Origin of the sequence: Streptococcus xiaochunlingii (genome assembly GCF_006385805.1) — a bacterium.
GTDB lineage: Bacteria > Bacillota > Bacilli > Lactobacillales > Streptococcaceae > Streptococcus > Streptococcus xiaochunlingii.
On the sequence record NZ_VFSG01000002.1, the window covers coordinates 230,906 to 252,531 of the forward strand.

Below are 21,626 nucleotides of genomic sequence, written 5' to 3' on the forward strand. Positions count from 1 at the left end.
GTCTACTTTTCAAACCTGATAACCTTTTCATGAAAAAATGCTATAATAAACCAAAGGAGTATAGGGGAAATGAAAAAAATTCTGTATGTTCTATTGGCAGTGATGGCCTGTCTATTTATAACAGGTTTTGTAAAAGCGGATGGTCCTTCCTATGAGGTTCAGTCTTATCGGGGGACTCTTACCTTGGAAACTTGGGATGATGCTACCTATGAGGAAGAATTGGTCTATCATTTTACAACTTCCTATAATGGTCAATATGTCACCTTAGGAAGTGCTGGTAAAATGCCTCAAGGTTTTGAAATAGTAATTCCTCCTTTGGTGGAAGTGGAAGGTAGAACCTTGTCGCAAGAACCAGAAGTTCATAATTTAGGCGATGGTTATCAGGTAAAGATTTATAACGGTGGAAGTGCAGGGGATACTGTCAAGATAAAGGTTACCTGGCGCTTAAAAAACTTGCTCTATGTTCACCAAGATATCCTATTATTGAACTGGAAACCAATCAGTGATGGGGATCAAGAGGTCAAAAAAGTAGAGTTACAGGTTATCCCGAAATTTGCCACAGCTGCCTCAAAATCGGAACTGAATATCCATACGGCTTATATGGGGGCTGAGGCAACTGTTCAGAAAGAAGAAGCAAACTATAAGGCTACTCTAGAGAATCTGAAACGAAAAGAAGGTGTTGAGATTTATGCTTACTGGCGGAAATCGGATATAGCTTCCTTTGGGGAATCCTATCGCGATACAGGTTTGATGGAGGAGTCCAACTATCATCGGACGGAAGCAGGAATTGTTCAAAAACGGACCTGGATTCGCCTATTTATGAAGGTCCTACTCCCAATCCTTATTCTGTTCTTCCTTCTTCTTGCTATTTATTATCGTCATCGATTCATACAATCTGTGACTTCTACCAGAGTTTTCCCAAAAAATAGCCGCTTGTATGAGATTCCAAATGACGTTGCGCCTCTACTAATGGCCTCGATTGTATACTCTACAGAGCTAGATGAGATTTCTCCAACCAAAAAACACGCTCGGGGCGTCTTTAAATTTGATCAGTTGGTGCAAGCAACCTTACTTGATTTGATTGATCGAAAAAATATCATCTGTGAGCAATACGACACTCATACAGTTTTAACCATTCAAAATGAAGATACATTGGATGAATTTGAGCGCGAATTTCTTAGACTAGCTTTCGGTTCTCAAAAATATTGTAGAACAGATGACTTGTTTTCAGATTATGAAATTTCGGATTCTCTCTATAAATATGCCTCTGAAAAAGATCAAGATGCTATTCGCAAGCGTGGAAAACAAGCGCAAGATCGGATTGATGCAGCGATTTCTCGTGTCGCTCAGGCAGTTCAACAAAAGATCCAAACCTTTGCCCTTTCTCCTTACTACCGTCCTTTAGAGGCAGGGGAGGAACGTGCAGGCCGTATGTGCCTCTTCTTTGGATGGGCAGCATGGAGCATTGCTTTGGTAGCCGGTCTAATTGCTTATTTCATCTTGAATTGGCTCTCTATCTTTTGTGTGATCTATGTGTTGGTGATGTGGATTCTTCCAGCATCCTTCCAAGGGAAGTTCACCCTCTATCGACGGGATGGAGTCCCAACGGACCTCGGTGCAGAACAGCGCTATTACTGGGATAGCTTCCGTAATATGTTGCGGGATATCGCTCATTTGGAAGAAGCAGAAGTTCAATCGCTGGTTTTATGGAATCGCTTATTAGTCTATGCTACTCTATTTGGTTTTGCAGATCAAGTAAGTAAAGTGATGAAGCTTCGTCAAATCCACTTGGATAACCCAAGTATGGATGCCTATGTCTACACTCCATTTCGTAGTAATCTGATCCATTCCAGCCATCTCTTATCTACTTATGGAACGACCGCGACAACTGCTAGTCATTTTACAGTATCTTCAAGCGGTAGTTCTGGTGGTGGCTTCTCTGGTGGCGGTGGTGGCGGTGGCTTCGGTGCTTTTTAGAGTCGCACAAGTGCTAGCTAGCCACAGTTGTGTGTATAATTTTATAGAAGAGGCTGGGACAAAAGTCCTAGCCTCTCAATTATTTTGGGATTGTTGAGCAAGACGCAGTGGTTGAGTGGGCTCTACTACGCTGATTTCATCAGCTTTTACAGCCCTACTCAACTGTGCGGAGGTGGGACGACGAAATCGAATTCTAACGAATTACCGATTTCTGTCCCACTCTCTTTTTTAGTCTATGCATCCTTGCAAGCACATCTGGTTCTATGGCTAGAAATGTGTTATAATATAGCAAATGTAAGTTTAGGAGAAGAAGATGTTTATCATTGAAGTGATAAAAGCGATTCTTTTTGGAATCGTTGAAGGAGTCACCGAGTGGCTTCCAATCTCAAGTACAGGTCATTTGATTTTGATCCAAGACTTTATTCAGTTTAAGGATCAAAACCCTGCCTTTATGGAGATGTTTAATGTCGTTATTCAGCTTGGTGCTATTATGGCCGTCGTCGTGATTTACTTCGACAAGCTTTATCCCTTTAAGCCTGGAAAATCGAAAAAAGAGGTGAGACGGACTTGGCAATTGTGGGCCAAGGTTGCTGTGGCGACCCTGCCTTTGCTCTTTGTCTTTAAATTAGATGATTGGTTTGAAGCTCATTTTCATAACTCTTTTTCTGTAGCCATCATGCTGATCACCTATGGGTGGGCCTTTATTTACCTTGAAAAACGAGAGCAAGTAGAACCAGAAGTGACGGAATTACACAAGTTGCCTTATAAGACTGCTCTCTATATTGGTTTGTTCCAAGTCTTGTCACTTTTCCCAGGGACCAGTCGGTCAGGTGCAACGATTGTAGGTGGTTTGGTCAATGGAGTTAGCCGTTCTGTTGTGACAGAATTTACCTTCTATCTGGGGATTCCTGCCATGTTTGGAGCTAGCCTATTAAAGGTCGCTAAGTTTGTCTTGGGAGGAAATGCTTTAAGTTTCAGCCAAGGGACGATCCTTTTGGTCGCTATGGCAGTTGCCTTCGGAGTCAGTATGGTAGCAATTCGCTTCTTGACAGATTATGTTAAAACTCATGACTTCACGGTTTTTGGAAAATATCGGATTGTTTTGGGAGCGATTTTGCTGGTCTATGCAGTAATTAAAATCTTTATCTAATCATGAGATAGGAGTGCTTCTTCTTTCACTTCAAATGGCTATGTTTGAGGGGGGAGGAAGTGCTCTTTTGTTTAAGGTTTTTTCATATCTGAGGTGGGGGTCATGTTTTGAAAAATATGTCCCTTTTTAGTATAATAGAAAGACTAACAGTATGAGGTGCAGTCATGAAGATGAAGCAAATCAGTGATTCAACCATTAAAATCACGATTCAATTAGAGGATTTAGAGGAACGAGGCATGGAAATGGCCGATTTTTTGGTGCCTCAAGAAAAAACAGAAGAATTTTTCTATACCATCTTAGATGAATTGGAAATGCCAGAAAGCTTCTTAGACAGTGGCATGTTGAGTTTCCGAGTGACTCCTAAGCCGGATAAGCTCGATGTTTTTGTGACCAAATCAAAAATTGACCAGCATCTAAATTTTGAAGATTTTTCCGACTTGCCTGATATGGAAGAATTGTCGCAAATGTCTCCGGACGAATTTATCAAGACCTTGGAAAAAACCATCTCTGAAAAGAGTAAGGGAGACGGCGATGCTATCCGTCATTTAGAAGCTGAGGAATTGGCTGATGAGAATCAGCTTTCAGAAGAAGATACACCGAATCATCCAGTAGATACACGGTATATTTATTATATCCTCCAGTTTTCTCAGTTAGAAGAAGTGATTCGGTTTACAAAAACAGTTCATTATGCGGTCGAGACTTCGGAACTTTATAAAATGGACGGGGTTTACTATTTAACCGTCTTGATTGATTTGGAAGGGTGCCCGCAAGATTATCCAGGTTGGCTCTTGGCAACCATGCGTGAATATGCGGAAGATACAGATACTACTAGAGCTGTCCTCCAGGAACATGGCCATCTCTTGCTCGTCTCAGATGCTATTAACGAACTTCAAAAGGTTAATTTGGTATGATTACTTTTCCATTACAATTTATCCTGGTCCTGATTGCAACTTTTTTGATCAGTTTGATTCTAACTCCCTTTGTGAGGTTACTGGCCTTTAAAATAGATGCCGTAGACTATCCAAATGCGCGTCGGATCAATAAAAAACCCATGCCCAGCGCTGGTGGTTTAGCCATTCTTCTTGCTTTCACCATTGCAACCGTGGTATTGCTACCGATGATTACCAAAGGCTATGTAGCTAAGACATCATATCTGACCTATACTTTACCAGTTGTTGTTGGAGGATGGATCATTGGCCTGACTGGTTTAATCGATGATATAAAAGAATTATCACCGCGGTTAAAGATGTTGGGGATTTTCCTAGGGGCCAGTGTGATCTGGTTCTTTACAGATTTTCGCTTAAATGATTTCAAGATCCCTTTTGGAGGGCCATTTCTTCATTTTGATCCCTGGTTGTCCTATATTTTAACAGTCATTTGGATCATTTCGATTACCAATGCAGTCAATTTGATTGATGGTTTGGATGGCCTGGTCAGTGGGGTTTCGATTATTTCCTTGGTGACGATGGGGATTGTTTCTCATTTCTTTCTCCCAGTGCCCAATCTCTTTCTGACTATGACGATTTTTGTCTTAGTCATGGCCATTGCTGGTTTCTTCCCCTTTAATTATCATCCAGCGATTCTTTATTTAGGGGATACAGGAGCCCTCTTCATTGGTTTTATGATTGCTGTTTTGTCCTTGCAAGGTCTTAAGAATGCGACGGCTGTTGCAGTTGTTACGCCGATGATTATCTTGGGAGTTCCCATTACGGATACCTTTTTAGCGATTGTTCGTCGGACTCTCTCTGGTCAGAAGTTCTATGCCCCAGACCGGAATCACTTGCACCATCGCCTACTTTCTTTGGGCTTAACGCATCGTGGAACCGTCTTGGTCATCTATGGGATTTCGATGATTTTTGCTATGATTTCTCTTCTATTGAATATTTCGACTCGTATTGGTGGCGTTCTGCTTGTCATCGGTTTGGTATTAGGAGTTGAATTATTAGCAGAATTGATTGGAGTCCTAGGTCCGAACCATAGTCCGCTCCTAAATTGCTTACGCTATATAGGAAATTCTGCCTATCGAGAGGAAGTTCGACAAAATAGAAAAAATAAGACTAAATAAGAACGATTCTAAACACCAGAAAAGCCTTTTAGGCTTTTTTTTGTTATACTAGATAAGACAAAACTCTATAGCAGAAAGGAATACAAATGTCAGTATTAGAGATTAAAGATCTTCATGTAGAAATTGAAGGCAAGGAAATTTTAAAAGGCGTGAACTTGACCCTTAAAACAGGGGAAATCGCAGCCATCATGGGACCTAACGGGACAGGGAAATCCACCCTATCTGCAGCGATCATGGGGAATCCAAACTATGAAGTGACCAAGGGTGAGATTCTATTTGATGGAGTGAATATCCTTGAATTGGAAGTGGATGAACGTGCTCGCATGGGCCTTTTCTTGGCTATGCAATACCCATCAGAAATTCCAGGAATTACCAATGCTGAATTCCTTCGTGCAGCCATGAATGCAGGCAAAGAAGAGGACGAAAAAATTTCTGTTCGTGATTTCATCACAAAATTGGACCAGAAAATGGAACTCCTCAATATGAAGGAAGAGATGGCAGAACGCTATTTGAACGAAGGTTTCTCAGGTGGTGAGAAGAAACGCAATGAAATTCTGCAATTATTGATGTTGGAACCGAAGTTTGCCCTCCTTGATGAGATTGACTCTGGTTTGGATATCGATGCCCTTAAAGTAGTTTCAAAAGGGGTCAATGAAATGCGTGGCGAAGGTTTTGGTGCCATGATCATTACCCACTACCAACGTCTTTTAAACTACATTACTCCTGATGTGGTTCACGTGATGATGGAAGGTCGTGTTGTCCTTTCAGGTGGCCCTGAGCTTGCTGTGCGTTTGGAGCGTGAAGGATACGCGAAATTAGCAGAAGAGTTAGGTTACGACTACAAAGAAGAACTCTAATCTTGTGTCCAAAACTGAACAGGATCTTTGAGGAGGAGTAAATGACCAAAGAAAATATCAAACTTTTTTCAGAAATGCATGCAGAGCCCCAATGGTTGCAGGACTTGCGTCAGAAGGCTTTTGATAAAATTGATGATTTAGAACTACCCGTGATTGAACGCGTGAAATTTCATCGTTGGAATCTTGGCGATGGAACGATCACAGAAAGTGAGCCGCTCACGGCTGTGCCAGACTTTACTGCGATTGACAATCAATTAAAATTGGTTCAGCATGGAACCCATACAGTATTTGAACAGATTCCAGTTGACTTGGCCAACCAGGGAGTCATCTTTACAGACTTCCACTCAGCCCTGGAAGTAATTCCAGAGGTCGTAGAGGAATTTTTCATGTCATCCGTTAAATATGATGATGACAAGTTGGCAGCCTACCACACAGCTTATTTCAATAGTGGAGCTGTTCTCTATATTCCAGATCATGTAGAAATCGCGGAGCCAATCGAGGGTGTCTTCTACCAGGATAGTGATAGCGATGTGCCATTTAACAAGCACATCTTGATTATCGCTGGTAAGAACAGTAAGCTTAGTTACCTTGAACGGTTAGAGTCACGTGGAGAAGGTAGTGCTAAGGCAACTGCTAATATCACAGTAGAAGTCATTGCCCGTTCGGGTGCGCAAGTGAAGTTTGCTGCGATTGATCGTCTTGGTGAGAATGTCACTGCCTACATTAGCCGCCGTGGGAAACTAGGCAAGGATGCTAGCATTGACTGGGCAATCGGTGTCATGAACGAAGGAAATATCGTTGCTGACTTTGATAGTGACTTGATAGGAAACGGCAGCCATGCAGACCTGAAGGTCGTAGCCCTATCTAGTGGTCGTCAGGTACAAGGGATTGATACCCGTGTAACCAACTATGGTTGCAATTCGGTAGGGAACATTCTCCAACATGGTGTCATTCTTGAAAAGGCAACCTTGACCTTCAACGGGATTGGCCACATTATCAAGGGAGCAAAAGGGGCAGATGCCCAACAAGAAAGCCGTGTGTTAATGCTTTCTGACCAAGCTCGTTCCGATGCTAACCCAATTCTTTTGATCGATGAAAATGATGTGACTGCAGGTCACGCGGCTTCTATCGGTCAGGTAGATCCAGAAGACATGTACTACCTCATGAGCCGTGGCTTGGATCAGGCAACTGCAGAACGCCTAGTGGTTCGTGGTTTCCTTGGATCAGTGATTGTGGAGATTCCAGTCCAAGAAGTTCGTGAAGAAATGATCCAAACCATTGAAGATAAATTATTGAAGAGATAAACATGATAGATGTCGAAAAGATTCGGAAAGATTTCCCGATTTTAGATCAAATAGTGAATGATGAGCCACTTGTCTATTTAGATAATGCAGCGACGACACAAAAACCAAAAGCTGTCTTAGAGGCGGTGAATCGCTATTACCAAGAGGATAACGCCAATGTTCACCGCGGGGTTCATACCTTGGCGGAACGGGCGACCGCGTCCTATGAAGCAGCAAGAGAAACGGTCCGTCGTTTTATAAACGCTTCCTCGACCAAAGAGGTCTTGTTTACGAGAGGGACCACGACAGGCTTGAACTGGATTGGGCGGTTTGCAGAGGAAATCCTCGAAGAGGGGGATGAGGTCCTCATCTCTATTATGGAACACCATTCCAACATCCTTCCTTGGCAGGAAGCTTGTCGGAAGACAGGGGCGAAGTTGGTCTATGCCTACTTGAAAGACGGTGGTCTGGATTTAGAGGATTTCCGAGAAAAATTGACAGATCGAACCAAGTTTGTTTCCATTACCCATGCTTCTAACGTTCTCGGGGTGATCAATCCTATCCAGGAACTCGCTCAATTAGCCCATGAAAAAGGTGCTATTATGGTAGTGGATGGGGCCCAATCAGTCCCCCATATGAAAATTGATGTTCAAAAACTAGATGCAGACTTCTTTGTCTTTTCCGGACATAAAATGGCTGGACCGACAGGAATTGGAGTCTTGTATGGAAAAGAGCACTATCTCAACCAAATGTCACCTGTTGAATTTGGTGGGGAAATGATTGACTTTGTCTATGAACAATCCGCAACTTGGAAGGAACTCCCTTGGAAATTCGAAGCAGGGACTCCAAATATGGCTGGCGCTATTGGTTTAGCTGCGGCGATTGATTATTTAGAGGCTATTGGCATGGATGCCATTGAGCATCACGAGCAAGACTTGATTGCCTACGTCTTTCCCAAACTTCAAGCAATTGAAGGCTTGAAAATCTATGGCTCCCAAGATTTAGCGAAACGCTCTGGGGTGATTTCCTTCAACTTAGGGGATCTGCATCCTCATGATCTTGCGACTGCCCTGGATTATGAAGGGGTTGCCGTTCGGGCAGGCCACCATTGTGCTCAACCTTTGATCCAGTATTTGGAGGTTCCAGCGACTGCTCGGGCTAGCTTTTATCTCTACAATACAAAGGAAGACTGTGATAAGCTTGTAGAAGCGCTGATAAAAACAAAGGAGTTTTTCAATGGCACTTTCTAAATTAGATAGCCTCTATATGGCTGTAGTAGCTGACCATTCAAAAAATCCCCATCACCATGGAAAGATTGAAGGGATTGAACAAATCAACTTAAACAATCCAACTTGTGGCGATGTGATTAGTTTGTCTGTTCAGTTTGATGATGAAGGAGTAATCAAGGACATTGCCTTTGTCAACTCAGGTTGTACGATTTCGACGGCTTCTGCTAGTATGATGACGGACGTTGTCCTAGGAAAATCCAAAGAAGAAGTGCTAGAGTTGGCGACTATTTTTTCAGAAATGGTCCAAGGCAAAGAAGATACCTGTCAAGACCAGTTGGGAGATGCAGCCTTTTTAGCTGGGGTTGCTAAATTTCCACAACGGATCAAGTGCTCGACCCTGGCTTGGAATGCTCTCAAGAAAGCAATCGATGCTCAAGCCTAATGATAAATAAAAGTGATGAAGATTCAAGTCTGTTTTTTAACCGAGCTTCTGGTGAGAAGTGCTATCAACATTCGGCTGCTGATGATCCAGATTAGAAAAAGTAATCACATGTAAAGAGCGCTAAAAAGAAAATGAAAGGAAAGATATGACAGAAGAAAGAGTAGAACCAAAACCAATTGATCTTGGTGAATATAAATTTGGCTTTCACGATGATGTAGACCCAATCTTGTCAACAGGAAAAGGGTTGAATGAATCGGTTATTCGCGAGTTGTCTGCTGCGAAAAATGAGCCGGAATGGATGCTGGAGTTCCGTTTGAAGTCTTATGAAGCATTTAAAAAAATGCCGATGCAAACTTGGGGAGCAGACTTGTCAGATATTGATTTTGATGATTTGATTTATTATCAAAAACCATCTGATAAACCTGCACGTAGCTGGGATGAAGTGCCTGAAAAAATTAAGGAAACATTTGAACGGATTGGTATTCCAGAAGCAGAGCGTGCTTACCTGGCCGGAGCAGCTGCTCAGTATGAGTCTGAAGTAGTTTACCATAACATGAAGGAAGAATTCCAAAAGCTCGGAATCATTTTTACCGATACAGATTCGGCTTTGAAGGAATATCCAGACTTGTTTAAGCAATACTTTGCTAAGTTGGTACCTCCAACGGATAATAAGTTGGCAGCCCTCAACTCAGCTGTTTGGTCAGGTGGGACCTTTATCTATGTACCGAAGGGTGTAAAGGTCGATGTTCCTTTGCAGACCTACTTCCGGATTAATAATGAAAATACAGGTCAGTTTGAGCGGACTTTGATTATTGTTGATGAAGGCGCTAGCGTCCACTATGTAGAAGGATGTACAGCACCGACTTATTCAAGTAACAGCTTGCACGCAGCCATTGTCGAAATTTTTGCCTTGGATGGCGCTTATATGCGTTACACGACTATCCAAAATTGGTCTGACAATGTCTATAACTTGGTAACCAAACGGGCCAAAGCAACCAAAGATGCGACAGTTGAATGGATCGATGGAAACCTCGGAGCTAAAACGACCATGAAATACCCGTCTGTTTATCTGGATGGAGAAGGCGCGCGTGGGACTATGCTTTCTATCGCCTTTGCAAATGCGGGGCAACACCAAGATACAGGTGCTAAAATGATCCATAATGCTCCACATACCAGCTCTTCAATCGTCTCAAAATCCATCGCGAAAGGTGGAGGGAAGGTTGACTACCGTGGACAAGTGACCTTTAATAAAGATTCAGCGAAATCTGTCAGTCACATTGAGTGTGATACCATTATCATGGATGACTTATCTGCATCAGATACCATTCCATTTAATGAAATTCATAACTCGCAAGTTGCTTTGGAGCACGAAGCTAAGGTTTCTAAGATTTCTGAAGAGCAACTCTATTACCTCATGAGCCGTGGTTTATCAGAATCAGAAGCGACTGAAATGATCGTCATGGGATTTGTAGAGCCCTTCACTAAAGAACTTCCAATGGAATATGCAGTTGAGCTGAACCGATTGATTAGCTACGAAATGGAAGGATCTGTCGGTTAAGGAGATAAAAGGAGAAGCCAATGGGATTCCTAAAAAAATTATTTGGTAATGTCGAAAAAGCGAATAAGGGCGAAATTCCTGCAGAAGAAATTATTCCGCCATTTACAAACGATTTAGCTGAAGAAGCAGATGACTATTGGAGACAGATGGAACAAAATCTCTTGATCAATGCTGTGAAGGCTGTTGGCGGTCCTGATAAAGCGGATCGTGCCTTTATGCTAGTGAATTTTAAGCCGGGTCAAGAAACATTTGATTTGTATTATCAAATCGATGGGAAATTAATTTCTTGGCAAGAATTGGATCCAGAACTTGTAGAAAAAATCCGCCTTCAACTCTTGCCTCAAGCCCCAGCTGTATCCCATGCAGTCAATGAAAATTACGAAGCTGCCAATGTTCCTATGATTAGTTATGCCATGCTTCAATTAGAAACGGCGACCATGGCTTGGTTTGGTCGGAAGCTAACAACAGCTACACCTGAAGCTAGCTTATCTTTTGAAGAATTGGTAGCAGGTTGGCGTGCGGTGATTGAACAAGAAATCCCGACTCATCCAATAGACAGCGACACTGCTTTTCCTTATTTCGAAGTTCGATAGAAGTTCTGTTGACGGAATTGAATAAACAAAAAAAGAGGGTGACCTCTTTTTTTGTTTATGAGCATTTATAGTTTTTCGTTGACGTAACGAACAAATTGATTCCACCACACTTTTAAGAAGAAACTTTTTTGGATATTTTCTCCGCTCACCATTTCCATACTAGGGGCTTTACCTTCGATATACCCTCGACCGATGGGTTCTGGATCAGTGTAGGTAAGGGTTCCGAGAGAAGTACCTTTCTTTATAGGAGCGCTAAATGAAGCTTGGCTACTTTTAAAGGTGATTTTAGCTTCTGCTTGGCTTCCTTGTCGTTCAATCACAATGAAGTCATCCTTGGCGACAGCGGTGGCACTTGTTTTTTTACCATCAAGGACTGTTGATTTACTGTTGTTGTAGGCTTCGCCTTTGCTGACAATCAGACTTGCAATAAAGTTTTGACTCACATAATTCATAAGGTTGGCTGTTGCAACAAATCGTGCGTAGGGATCTCCATCGATTGCCTCAACACCAATGACAACAGTGATCATGCGAATACCATTTTGATTGGTAGAAGCAACAAATGAAATCCCCCCTTTATCGGAATTTCCGGTTTTTAGGCCATCCACTCCTGCTCGATAGTTGGGCATGTTTTCCAACATATAGTTGCTGCTCTCCAATTGAATTCCAGCAAATTCTGCATGGGAAAGGGAGGTGATTTTTGTAACTTCAGGATAGTCTTCCAGAAGATGTTTTGCGATGACTGCTACATCATAAGCACTCAGCTTGTTTTCTGTATCTTTCTTTTTGTTTTCCTCATCCTCATCCCCATCAATGATAGATTGGTTCAAACCACTAGCATTCACAATCGTCGCATCTGTAATCCCCCAATCTTTGAGCTTCGCTTTCATGAGCAGGACGAATTGTTCTTCGTTACCAGCTACTTTTTCAGCTAAGGCAATGGCAGCGCTATTGGCGTTTGATACGAGGAGAGCAGTGAGCAGGTCCTTAACCTTGTATTTACGAGCTTCCATGGGGACATTGCTGATTCCTTCAACAGCGGTCAGTTGGTAGGCTTTGTCCGAAATATCTACGTCATCATTTAAAGAGATTTTTCCTTGCTGAATGGCTTCGTAAACGAGATAAGTGGTCAAAAGGTTGCTGATTCCGCCAACCTCTTTTTTCTCATCACTATTTTTTTCGTAGAGTATTTTACCTGTTGTCCCATCAATCGCAATAGCATGCTGGGCTCCAAGGTCTAGGTCCTCCGCTCTTACAGGAGAAGTACTGAGAAGGGTAAGAATTATACAAAGAAGTAAAGTGATTATTTTTTTCACGTTTGAATCCTCGATTGTTTTTTGTCTCTACTATTGTATCATAAAAGAAGGCAACTGCTTTAATCCTATTTTCACCTTCACTTAATTTAAAACTCTATAAGTAAATTGTAAAGATAGTTGGTAAAATGGAAGAAATAGTGTATAATGGTAGAAAACCTAACATAAGGAGATAGTGATGAAAGTAAATAAACGGTTTGTACTGGCCGGTGTTTCTCTAGCCAGCGCTCTTCTATTAACAGCATGCGGTGGTGGAAGCAGCAATCAATCTACTTATTCTTATATTTATTCAACGGATCCAAATACTTTGGACTACATTGCATCGACTCGTACAACGACGTCTGATATTACAAGTAACCTTGTTGATGGTTTGTTAGAAAATGATAAATATGGAAATTTAATCCCAAGTTTGGCAGAAGACTGGACAGTTTCAGAAGATGGCTTGGTCTATACCTATAAACTTCGAAAAGATGCTAAATGGTACACCAGTGAAGGGGAAGAATATGGTGCTGTAACAGCTCACGATTTTGTGACAGGAATCAAACATGCTGTGGAATCAAAATCAGAAGGTCTCTTCTTAATCCAAAACTCCATTAAAGGTTTGGATGCCTATGCCAAGGGTGAAACAACAGATTTTAAGACAGTTGGCGTGAAAGCTCTAGATGATTACACCGTTCAATATACCTTGGAACGCCCAGAAAGCTTTTGGAATTCTAAGACGACATCAGGCGTCCTTTTCCCAGTTAACGCAGCGTTCTTAGAATCTCAAGGAAAAGACTTTGGTTCTTTAAAACCAAGTAGTATTCTCTATAACGGTCCCTATTATTTAAAGAATTTAACTTCAAAATCTCAAATTGAACTTGTAAAAAATAAAGAATACTATGATGAAAAGAATGTTCATATTGATAATGTGAAGTTGATTTACAATGATGGATCAGATCCAGAATCAGTCATCAAGAAATTTGAGAATGGACAATATTCATTTGCGACGGTAATGCCAAATAGCTCCACTTATAAGAGTGTGAAAAAGAAATTTGGTGATAATATTGTTTATGGTGTTCAATATGGTACATCTTACTATCTAGGCTTCAACATCGATCGTCAGAAGTATAACCATACAGCCAAAACGACAGATGCTCAAAAATCGTCTACAAAACAAGCGATTTTAAATAAGGATTTCCGTCAAGCTGTCAACTTTGCCTTTGACCGTGAAGCCTATGCTGCACAAACATCTGGCGCAGATGCAGCGACCAAGATTCTTCGAAACACCTTGGTTCCACCGACTTTTGTTCAAGTAAATGGCGAAGAGTTCGGTAAGGTTGTCGAGAAACAATTGGTGACCTATGGGGATGAGTGGAAAGACGTAAATCTAGATGATGCCCAAACCACTCTCTATAATCAAGAGAAAGCCAAAGCTGAGTTTGCAAAAGCCAAAGAACAACTACAAAAAGAAGGGGTACAATTCCCAATTCATTTAGATTACGTTGTTAGTCAGACAGATAACAGTCAGGTACAACAAGCTAGCTCCTTCAAACAATCCGTAGAAGCTGTTCTTGGTGCAGACAATGTTGTCGTAGATATTCAGAAATTATCTGATGATGACTTTAACAATATTACCTACTTCACAGATACTGCTGCTGAGAAAGATTATGACCTTGCAGGTGGAGGATGGGTGCCTGACTATCAAGATCCATCTACTTATTTAGAGAGTTTAAGTCCTGTTAGCGGTTCGGTCTTCTACTATCTAGGTGTGGATGCAGGTTCAAACAGCCCTTCTATTACAGCAGTTGACTTTGGTAAGTACGCTGAACTCTTAAAAGATGCCAATGCAGAAGTGAGTGATCAAGCTGTACGCTATGAGAAATACGCAGCTGCTCAAGCATGGCTAACCGATAGTTCGTTGATCTTGCCAACTGTTTCAAATGGTGGAACGCCAATGTTGCAACGGACTGTCCCGTATAGTCGTGCTGCTTCATGGGTTGGAACAAAAGGAACTGGAACCAACTATAAATATCTTGAACTTTCAGAAGAAGTCATCAAGACAAAAGATTACGATGCAAGTAAAGAAAAATGGTTGAAAGAAAAGGCTGAATCCAATAAAAAAGCCCAAGAAGAATTAAAGAACCACATCGAATCGAAATAGATGAAAAATAGTTGGGATAGTTAGAACGCATAAGTTTATTTAAGGGAAAGAGCCGCTAAAAAGGATTGTTTTTTTAGACAGTCCTTCACTTAGTGGCTCCTTTCACTTGCCAAATATTCAGAAAATTTAGTTTACTTTTTGTCTCACTTATGCTATAATTCTATCTAAATTCAATAAAATGGAGACTCAAAATGAAAAAAAGTAAAGTTTTTGCATTTGCCGGAGTAACATTGCTCGCAGCAACTTTTCTTGCAGCATGTTCTGGCTCAAAAGATAGCAAGTCTGCCTCAAAAAAAGATACAACATATGGCTATGTTTATAACGATGATCCAACAACTTTGGATTATACTGTATCTTCAAAAGCTTCCGTACACGATATTACAACAAACGGTGTAGATGGTTTGTTGGAGAACGACAAGTACGGAAACCTTGTACCATCTATTGCTGAAGATTGGTCTGTTTCAAAAGACGGTTTGACCTATACTTACAAAATCCGTAAGGGTGTTAAATGGTATGATGCTGATGGTGAAGAGCATGGTGAAGTAACAGCTCATGACTTTGTTACTGGATTGAAGCATGCGGCGGATAAAAAATCAGAATCTCTTCCATTGGTAAAAGACTCAATCAAAGGATTGAAAGACTACTCAGAAGGAAAAATTTCAGATTTCTCTGAGGTTGGAGTCAAAGCAGTGGATGACTATACTCTTGAGTATACTTTGAACCAACCAGAAACTTTCTGGAATTCAAAAACAACTAATGGGGTTCTTTTCCCAATTAGTACAGATTTCTTGAAGAGCAAGGGTGATGAATTTGGTCAACCAGGTAATGTTAAATCAATCTTGTTCAATGGTCCATTCCTTTTGAAATCAATCACTTCTAAATCAGAAATCACTTTTGAGAAGAACGAAGATTACTGGGATAAAGACAACGTCCATATCGACAAGATTAAATTGTCTTATTATGATGGATCAGACCAAGATTCATTGGCGCGTGGCTTTACTGATGGATCATACACAGTTGCTCGTCTCTTCCCAGCAAGCTCAAACTTTGCGTCAGTTGAAGAGAAATACAAAGACAATATCTACAACACACAACCTAGTGCTGGTGTAGCAGTCTTAGGTTTCAACATTGACCGTCAAGCCTACAACCATACTTCTAAGACGTCAGATGACCAGAAATCTTCTACTAAGAAAGCTATCTTAAACAAGAATTTCCGTCAAGCCATCACCTTTGCCTTGAACCGTGAGAATTATTCAGCACAAGTCAATGGTAAAGACTATGCTAAGGCTGCTATTCGGAATATGTACACCGCACCTGCCTTTGTTCAAGTAAATGGTAAAGACTTTGGTGATGTAGTAGCAGACAAGTTGCAAACTTATGGAGATCAATGGAGTGGTGTGAATCTTGCAGACGGTCAAAACGGACTCTATAGCAAGGAAAAAGCAAAAGCTCAGTTTGAAAAAGCAAAAGCTGAACTCCAAAAAGAGGGTGTTCAATTCCCAATCCACTTGGATGTTCCGGTTGCACAAAACTCAACAAACTTTGTGTCACGGATGCAATCCTTCAAACAATCAGTTGAAGAAACACTTGGTACAGAAAACGTTGTGGTGGACCTTCAAATGATGGACCAAGATGAAGTCTTGAACATTACATTGAACGTACCATCAGCTGCAGAAACTGACTGGGATCTTCAAGGGCTTGTAGGATGGAACCCAGACTACGATGACCCATCTACTTACCTTGATACCTTGCAACCATCTTCACCAGACCAAACTAAAACTTACCTTGGATTTGCTGGTGGTGTAGATAATGCCTCTGCTAAGGCTGTTGGCTTAGATGAATATGCGAAGTTGCTTGATGATGCAGAAAAAGAAACCCTAGACGTAGTGACTCGTTATGAAAAATTTGCAGCAGCGCAAGCTTGGTTAACAGATAGCGCATTAGTGATTCCAACTATGACTAGCGCTGGAGCAGCTACAGTTGTTTCAAAAGTAGTTCCATTCTCTGGACCTTCATCACAAACAGGTAATAAAGGTTCAACTTATTTCAAATATGTTGAAGTTCAAGATGAACCTGTCACTAAAAAACAATATGATCAAGAACGTGAAAAATGGTTGAAAGAAAAAGCTGATTCAAATAAAAAAGCTCAGGAAGAACTAGAAAAACACGTCAAATAATCACCTTCATCAGAACTTTCTCTAATAGGGGAGAAAGTTCTTTTGAACATTAAAGGAACGGAATATGAAAAAATATATATTTATGCGTATTTTACGTTCGTTAGTGTCGATCTTTTTGGTTACGACATTGACGTATACAATTATTTATACGCTAACCCCAAGAAATTTAATTTTCAAAAACGACCCTAACTATAATAAGATTGCAAAGACTAAGGATTCTAAAATCAATTATGAAAACACAGTCTATGATCGTATGGGGTATATAGAATATCTTGATTCAAAAGCTTTGAAAGAAAAAGCAAGCAAGGAAGACTCATCAGTAACTGTAGAGCCTACTAAAGAAAACGAAAAGATCTACAAAAAGTACATTTCTAATCTTGGAAATGGCTGGGTATTGAAACGTTTCCCTGAAAACAAAGGCTTTTACGCAACTCGTGAAGTCCCTGTCTTTGAACGTGTTATTGGATTCTACGGCAATCTGATTCAGATTGATCATCCAAATGTCATCAAAGATGCTTCAAATCCAAAACTTGAACGCTATATTCGCATTGAAAATGATCCAGCTATTGGTTGGTCAGTAGTTGGTTCGGGGACTAAACATAAATATCTTTTGTATTTCAATGGTCAATTCCCGTTCATTCATCAAAATTTTGTATCGTTAAACTTGGGTGAATCTTATCCAACTTATTCAAATACGCCGGTTCTTCAGGTTATTACACAAGGACAAGGTACTACCAAGAAGAGTGAAGTAAACTTCCCAACAGGGAAAAAAGAATCTTCTATCAATATCTACTCACGTACTTACAAATCACCAAGCAAGGCAGATGCTCAAGATATTGCCCGCTTTGGTGAAGGAGATGCTTATACAGCAACTTTGAGTAACTATGAAAATCCATCCATGATTGTGAGCTCTTCTATTATCGGCTTGATCGGGATTGCAATTGCTTACTTGATTGCGATTCCATTGGGATCTTACATGGCCTTGTTGAAGAATACATGGTTTGATAGTGCCTCAACAGCTGTCTTGACATTGATGATGGCTCTTCCAACGATTGCCTTGGTCTACATCGTCCGCTTGGTTGGTTCAACAATCGGTCTTCCAGACTCCTTCCCAGTCTTAGGAGCTCAGGACTGGAGATCGTATGTTCTTCCTTCTGTCATCTTGGGACTGTTGACCGCTCCAGGTTTGGCTGTTTGGATTCGCCGTTATATGATTGACTTGCACTCACAAGACTTTGTCCGTTTTGCACGTGCTAAAGGACTTTCTGAAAAAGAAATTTCACGCAAGCATATTTTCAAGAATGCAATGGTTCCAATCGTTACAGGTATTCCTGTTCAATTGGTCTTGGTTATTTCAGGAGCTACCTTGACAGAAACCGTCTTTGCCTTCCCTGGTATGGGTAAAATGTTGATTGATTCCATCAAGGCATCGAACAATACCATGGTGGTGGGTCTTGTCTTCATCTTTACTGTTCTTGCTGTATTTGGAGCAATGGCCGGTGATATTCTCATGGTTATGGTAGATCCTCGTATCAAATTGACAACTAAGAAAGGAGGCAAATAATGTCTACAATCGATAAAAAGAAATTCCAATTTGTTGAACGTGACGACTTTGCCTCTGAAACAATTGATGCGCCGTCGTACTCCTACTGGAAATCAGTATTTCGTCAATTTTTTAAAAAGAAATCAACTATTTTCATGTTAGCAGTTTTGGTTGGCATTCTCTTGATGAGTTTTGTCTATCCAATGTTTTCAAACTTTGATTACAATGATGTAAGTAAAGTAAATGACTTCACTGCTCGTTTGAATCCTCCAAGTGCCAAAGCCTTCTTCGGTACGGATAACAATGGTAAATCCTTGTTTGATGGAGTTTGGTTTGGTGCCCGCAATTCGATTATTATCTCCTTTATTGCTACCTTGATCAACGTTGTGATCGGAGTAGTGATCGGTGGGATTTGGGGTGTGTCAAAATCAATCGACCGCTTCATGATGGAAGTTTATAACGTTATTTCAAACGTTCCATTTATGTTGATTGTTATTGTCTTGACTTACTCAATTGGTGCTGGTTTCTGGAACTTGATTTTGGCGATGACAGTGACAGGATGGATTGGGATTGCTTACTCTATCCGTGTCCAAATTATGCGTTACCGCGATTTAGAATACAACTTGGCCAGCCGCACCTTGGGAACACCAACTCTTAAAATCGTAACAAAAAATATTTTGCCACAGTTGGTTTCTGTTATTGTGACGACAACTACACAGTTGTTGCCAGCCTTTATTTCGACTGAGGCTTTCCTTTCCTTCTTTGGATTGGGATTGCCGATTACAGTTCCAAGTTTAGGTCGTCTTATTTCAGACTACTCACAAAACGTAACAACCAATGCGTATCTTTTCTGGATTCCATTGACAGTCTTAGTCTTGGTATCCTTGTCATTCTATATCGTTGGACAAAACCTTGCAGACGCCAGCGATCCACGTACACATAGATAGGAGGAGTAGGTATGACAAATGATAAAAATGTAATCTTATCTGCTCGCGATATCGTAGTAGAATTTGATGTTCGGGATCGTGTCTTAACAGCTATTCGCAATGTCTCTTTGGACCTTGTTGAAGGAGAGGTCATGGCGCTTGTTGGTGAATCAGGTTCTGGTAAATCTGTTTTGACAAAAACCTTTACAGGGATGTTAGAAGAAAACGGACGAATTGCCAATGGTACCATTAATTATCGCGGGCAAGAATTAACAGAACTCAAGTCAAACAAAGATTGGGAAGATATTCGAGGTGCAAAAATTGCAACCATCTTCCAAGATCCAATGACCAGTTTGGACCCGATTAATACAATCGGATCACAAATTACGGAAGTCATTATTAAACACCAAGGTAAGAGTGCCAAAGAAGCCAGAGAAATGGCTATTGATTATATGGAAAAGGTTGGAATCCCGGAAGCAGAACGTCGCTTTGATGAATATCCTTTCCAATATTCAGGTGGGATGCGCCAACGGATCGTTATTGCTATTGCGCTTGCTTGTCGTCCTGATATCTTGATCTGTGATGAGCCTACAACAGCCCTTGACGTAACCATCCAAGCCCAGATCATTGACTTGTTGAAATCATTGCAAAAAGAATATAACTTTACAACAATCTTTATCACCCATGATTTAGGTGTGGTGGCAAGTATTGCAGATAAGGTTGCCGTGATGTATGCTGGTGAAATTGTAGAATTTGGTAAAGTAGAAGAAATCTTCTATGACCCAAGACATCCTTATACCTGGAGTCTTCTTTCAAGTTTGCCACAGTTGTCTACATCTAATGGTGATTTATATTCTATCCCAGGTACTCCACCATCATTGTATTCACCAGTGAAGGGTGATGCCTTTGCATTGCGCTCAGACTATGCCATGCAAATTGATTTTGAGGAACACCCACCAGTTTTCAATGTTTCAGATACACATTGGGCTAAAACGTGGCTCTTGCATGAAGATGCACCAAAAGTCAATAAACCAGAAATTATTGATAATCTGCATGAAAAGATTAGCGCGAAAATGGGATTCACTACAATCAAGGACTAGGAGAAGGAAATGACAGAAAAATTAATAGAAGTTAAAGATCTAGAAATTTCCTTCGGTGAAGGAAGTAAAAAGTTTGTAGCTGTAAAGAATGCAAATTTCTTTATCAATAAAGGGGAAACATTTTCCCTTGTTGGTGAGTCTGGTAGTGGGAAGACCACAATTGGTCGAGCAATCATTGGTTTGAATGACACTAGTGCAGGTGACATTTTATATGATGGCAAAAAGATCAATGGGAAGCAATCTCGTAAGGATGAAAATGAATTAATCCGAAAGATTCAAATGATTTTCCAAGACCCAGCAGCTAGCTTGAATGAGCGTGCGACAGTCGACTACATTATTTCAGAAGGGTTGTACAATTATCACCTATTTGAAAATGAAGAAGACCGAGTACGTAAAGTAAAAGAGATTATGCATGAAGTTGGGCTTCTAGCAGAGCATTTGACTCGTTATCCTCATGAATTCTCTGGTGGACAACGCCAGCGGATTGGGATTGCTCGTGCCTTGGTAATGGAACCAGAATTTGTTATCGCAGACGAGCCAATTTCAGCTCTTGACGTATCCGTACGTGCTCAAGTTTTAAATCTCCTTAAGAAATTCCAAAAAGAATTGGGCTTGACCTATCTCTTTATCGCACACGATCTTTCGGTAGTTCGATTTATCTCTGATCGTATTGCGGTTATTTATAAAGGGGTTATTGTAGAAGTAGCTGAGACGGAAGAATTGTTTAATAATCCAATTCATCCATACACACAATCTCTACTATCAGCTGTACCGATTCCAGATCCAATTCTAGAACGCAAAAAAGTTCTGAAAGTTTATGATCCTGACCAGCATGATTACTCAACCGACAAACCAGAAATGGTTGAAATCAAACCTGGACATTACGTTTGGGCAAATAAAGCAGAACAGAAAAAATATAAAGAACTTGTATAATCATAAGAAAACGAGAAGAATACGCTTCTCGTTTTCTATTTTTTTAAAAAAAGAAAAACTTTTTAAAAAAAATAGAAAAAAGATATTGACAAGTATTTATGGTCGTGATATACTAATATAGTTGTCGCGCGAGAGCGACAAAGACCTTTGAAAACTGAACAAGACGAACCAATGTGCAGGGCGCTATAACTAAGGTTATAGTACTGAACAATGAAAAAACAATAAATCTGTCAGTGACAGAATGAGTTTAAGACAAACAATTATTTTAATGAGAGTTTGATCCTGGCTCAGGATGAACGCTGGCGGCGTGCCTAATACATGCAAGTAGAACGCTGAAGGA

The 21,626-nt window shown here is 40.7% G+C and carries 17 protein-coding genes and 1 rRNA gene; 17 read left to right on the top strand and 1 reads right to left on the bottom strand.

Going from position 1 to position 21,626, the window contains the following annotated elements:
* Positions 1-69: 69 nt before the first annotated feature.
* From FJR71_RS08580 to FJR71_RS08630, 10 genes are all read left to right on the top strand, one after another.
* Positions 70-1,977, top strand: a complete 1,908-nt coding sequence (locus tag FJR71_RS08580) for a DUF2207 domain-containing protein (protein WP_048788756.1) — start codon at positions 70-72, stop codon at positions 1,975-1,977.
* Between the two features lie 313 nt (positions 1,978-2,290).
* Positions 2,291-3,127: an undecaprenyl-diphosphate phosphatase gene (locus FJR71_RS08590; RefSeq protein WP_048692043.1), complete on the top strand. Its 837-nt coding sequence runs from the start codon at positions 2,291-2,293 to the stop codon at positions 3,125-3,127.
* A 164-nt stretch (positions 3,128-3,291) separates the two neighbouring features.
* Positions 3,292-4,038, top strand: a complete 747-nt coding sequence (gene mecA, locus FJR71_RS08595) for an adaptor protein MecA (protein WP_048692039.1) — start codon at positions 3,292-3,294, stop codon at positions 4,036-4,038.
* Positions 4,035-5,192: a glycosyltransferase family 4 protein gene (locus FJR71_RS08600; protein WP_048692036.1), complete on the top strand. Its 1,158-nt coding sequence runs from the start codon at positions 4,035-4,037 to the stop codon at positions 5,190-5,192. The genes mecA and FJR71_RS08600 overlap by 4 nt, the downstream gene beginning before the upstream one ends.
* Positions 5,193-5,278: 86 nt before the next feature.
* Positions 5,279-6,049 carry a Fe-S cluster assembly ATPase SufC gene (sufC, locus tag FJR71_RS08605; RefSeq protein ID WP_048692034.1) on the top strand — a complete coding sequence of 257 codons (771 nt, stop codon included), beginning with the start codon at positions 5,279-5,281 and terminating at the stop codon, positions 6,047-6,049.
* A gap of 41 nt (positions 6,050-6,090) precedes the next feature.
* The gene (gene sufD / locus FJR71_RS08610) at positions 6,091-7,353 is read left to right on the top strand and encodes a Fe-S cluster assembly protein SufD (protein ID WP_048692032.1); all 1,263 of its coding nucleotides are present in this window, start codon (positions 6,091-6,093) and stop codon (positions 7,351-7,353) included.
* Between the two features lie 2 nt (positions 7,354-7,355).
* Entirely contained in the window at positions 7,356-8,582 is a 1,227-nt protein-coding gene (locus FJR71_RS08615; protein ID WP_048692027.1) for a cysteine desulfurase, read from the top strand.
* Entirely contained in the window at positions 8,569-9,003 is a 435-nt protein-coding gene (sufU, locus tag FJR71_RS08620) for a Fe-S cluster assembly sulfur transfer protein SufU (RefSeq protein ID WP_048692025.1), read from the top strand. The genes FJR71_RS08615 and sufU overlap by 14 nt, the downstream gene beginning before the upstream one ends.
* Positions 9,004-9,148: 145 nt before the next feature.
* Positions 9,149-10,561, top strand: coding sequence for a Fe-S cluster assembly protein SufB (sufB, locus tag FJR71_RS08625; RefSeq protein ID WP_006594961.1), 1,413 nt, complete (start codon positions 9,149-9,151; stop codon positions 10,559-10,561).
* Positions 10,562-10,581: 20 nt separating this feature from the next.
* Complete coding sequence (locus FJR71_RS08630; RefSeq protein ID WP_048788754.1) at positions 10,582-11,154, top strand: hypothetical protein; 573 nt, start codon at positions 10,582-10,584, stop codon at positions 11,152-11,154.
* 65 nt (positions 11,155-11,219) lie between these two features.
* On the opposite strand, the gene pbp3 is transcribed toward FJR71_RS08630, so the two are convergent.
* A complete protein-coding gene (pbp3, locus tag FJR71_RS08635; protein ID WP_048788753.1) occupies positions 11,220-12,467 on the bottom strand; it encodes a D-alanyl-D-alanine carboxypeptidase PBP3 in 1,248 nt (415 codons plus the stop codon).
* Positions 12,468-12,642: 175 nt separating this feature from the next.
* On the opposite strand from pbp3, the gene FJR71_RS08640 reads away from it, so the two are divergent.
* From FJR71_RS08640 to FJR71_RS08675, 7 genes are all read left to right on the top strand, one after another.
* On the top strand, positions 12,643-14,607 hold the full coding sequence (locus FJR71_RS08640) for a peptide ABC transporter substrate-binding protein (protein ID WP_140814651.1): 1,965 nt from the start codon (positions 12,643-12,645) through the stop codon (positions 14,605-14,607).
* A 191-nt stretch (positions 14,608-14,798) separates the two neighbouring features.
* A complete protein-coding gene (locus FJR71_RS08645) occupies positions 14,799-16,784 on the top strand; it encodes a peptide ABC transporter substrate-binding protein (RefSeq protein ID WP_140814654.1) in 1,986 nt (661 codons plus the stop codon).
* 64 nt (positions 16,785-16,848) lie between these two features.
* Positions 16,849-18,348: an ABC transporter permease gene (locus FJR71_RS08650; protein ID WP_140814657.1), complete on the top strand. Its 1,500-nt coding sequence runs from the start codon at positions 16,849-16,851 to the stop codon at positions 18,346-18,348.
* A complete protein-coding gene (oppC, locus tag FJR71_RS08655) occupies positions 18,348-19,274 on the top strand; it encodes an oligopeptide ABC transporter permease OppC (protein ID WP_048692005.1) in 927 nt (308 codons plus the stop codon). Before FJR71_RS08650 ends, oppC begins: the two co-directional genes overlap by 1 nt.
* Before the next feature lie 11 nt (positions 19,275-19,285).
* Complete coding sequence (locus tag FJR71_RS08660) at positions 19,286-20,353, top strand: ABC transporter ATP-binding protein (RefSeq protein ID WP_140814659.1); 1,068 nt, start codon at positions 19,286-19,288, stop codon at positions 20,351-20,353.
* Between the two features lie 9 nt (positions 20,354-20,362).
* Entirely contained in the window at positions 20,363-21,286 is a 924-nt protein-coding gene (locus FJR71_RS08665) for an ATP-binding cassette domain-containing protein (RefSeq protein ID WP_048714745.1), read from the top strand.
* Between the two features lie 264 nt (positions 21,287-21,550).
* A 16S ribosomal RNA gene (locus FJR71_RS08675) occupies positions 21,551-21,626 on the top strand; the annotation flags it as partial.

Excerpts from the sequence above, each read along its gene's own strand:
- FJR71_RS08615 (WP_048692027.1), top strand. The coding sequence starts at position 7,356 with ATGATAGATGTCGAAAAGATTCGGAAAGATTTCCCGATTTTAGATCAA.
- sufU (WP_048692025.1), top strand. The coding sequence starts at position 8,569 with ATGGCACTTTCTAAATTAGATAGCCTCTATATGGCTGTAGTAGCTGAC.
- FJR71_RS08665 (WP_048714745.1), top strand. The coding sequence starts at position 20,363 with ATGACAGAAAAATTAATAGAAGTTAAAGATCTAGAAATTTCCTTCGGT.
- FJR71_RS08650 (WP_140814657.1), top strand. The coding sequence starts at position 16,849 with ATGAAAAAATATATATTTATGCGTATTTTACGTTCGTTAGTGTCGATC.
- FJR71_RS08645 (WP_140814654.1), top strand. The coding sequence starts at position 14,799 with ATGAAAAAAAGTAAAGTTTTTGCATTTGCCGGAGTAACATTGCTCGCA.
- FJR71_RS08660 (WP_140814659.1), top strand. The coding sequence starts at position 19,286 with ATGACAAATGATAAAAATGTAATCTTATCTGCTCGCGATATCGTAGTA.
- FJR71_RS08640 (WP_140814651.1), top strand. The coding sequence starts at position 12,643 with ATGAAAGTAAATAAACGGTTTGTACTGGCCGGTGTTTCTCTAGCCAGC.
- FJR71_RS08590 (WP_048692043.1), top strand. The coding sequence starts at position 2,291 with ATGTTTATCATTGAAGTGATAAAAGCGATTCTTTTTGGAATCGTTGAA.
- FJR71_RS08600 (WP_048692036.1), top strand. The coding sequence starts at position 4,035 with ATGATTACTTTTCCATTACAATTTATCCTGGTCCTGATTGCAACTTTT.
- mecA (WP_048692039.1), top strand. The coding sequence starts at position 3,292 with ATGAAGATGAAGCAAATCAGTGATTCAACCATTAAAATCACGATTCAA.
- FJR71_RS08630 (WP_048788754.1), top strand. The coding sequence starts at position 10,582 with ATGGGATTCCTAAAAAAATTATTTGGTAATGTCGAAAAAGCGAATAAG.
- sufC (WP_048692034.1), top strand. The coding sequence starts at position 5,279 with ATGTCAGTATTAGAGATTAAAGATCTTCATGTAGAAATTGAAGGCAAG.
- sufB (WP_006594961.1), top strand. The coding sequence starts at position 9,149 with ATGACAGAAGAAAGAGTAGAACCAAAACCAATTGATCTTGGTGAATAT.
- sufD (WP_048692032.1), top strand. The coding sequence starts at position 6,091 with ATGACCAAAGAAAATATCAAACTTTTTTCAGAAATGCATGCAGAGCCC.
- FJR71_RS08580 (WP_048788756.1), top strand. The coding sequence starts at position 70 with ATGAAAAAAATTCTGTATGTTCTATTGGCAGTGATGGCCTGTCTATTT.
- oppC (WP_048692005.1), top strand. The coding sequence starts at position 18,348 with ATGTCTACAATCGATAAAAAGAAATTCCAATTTGTTGAACGTGACGAC.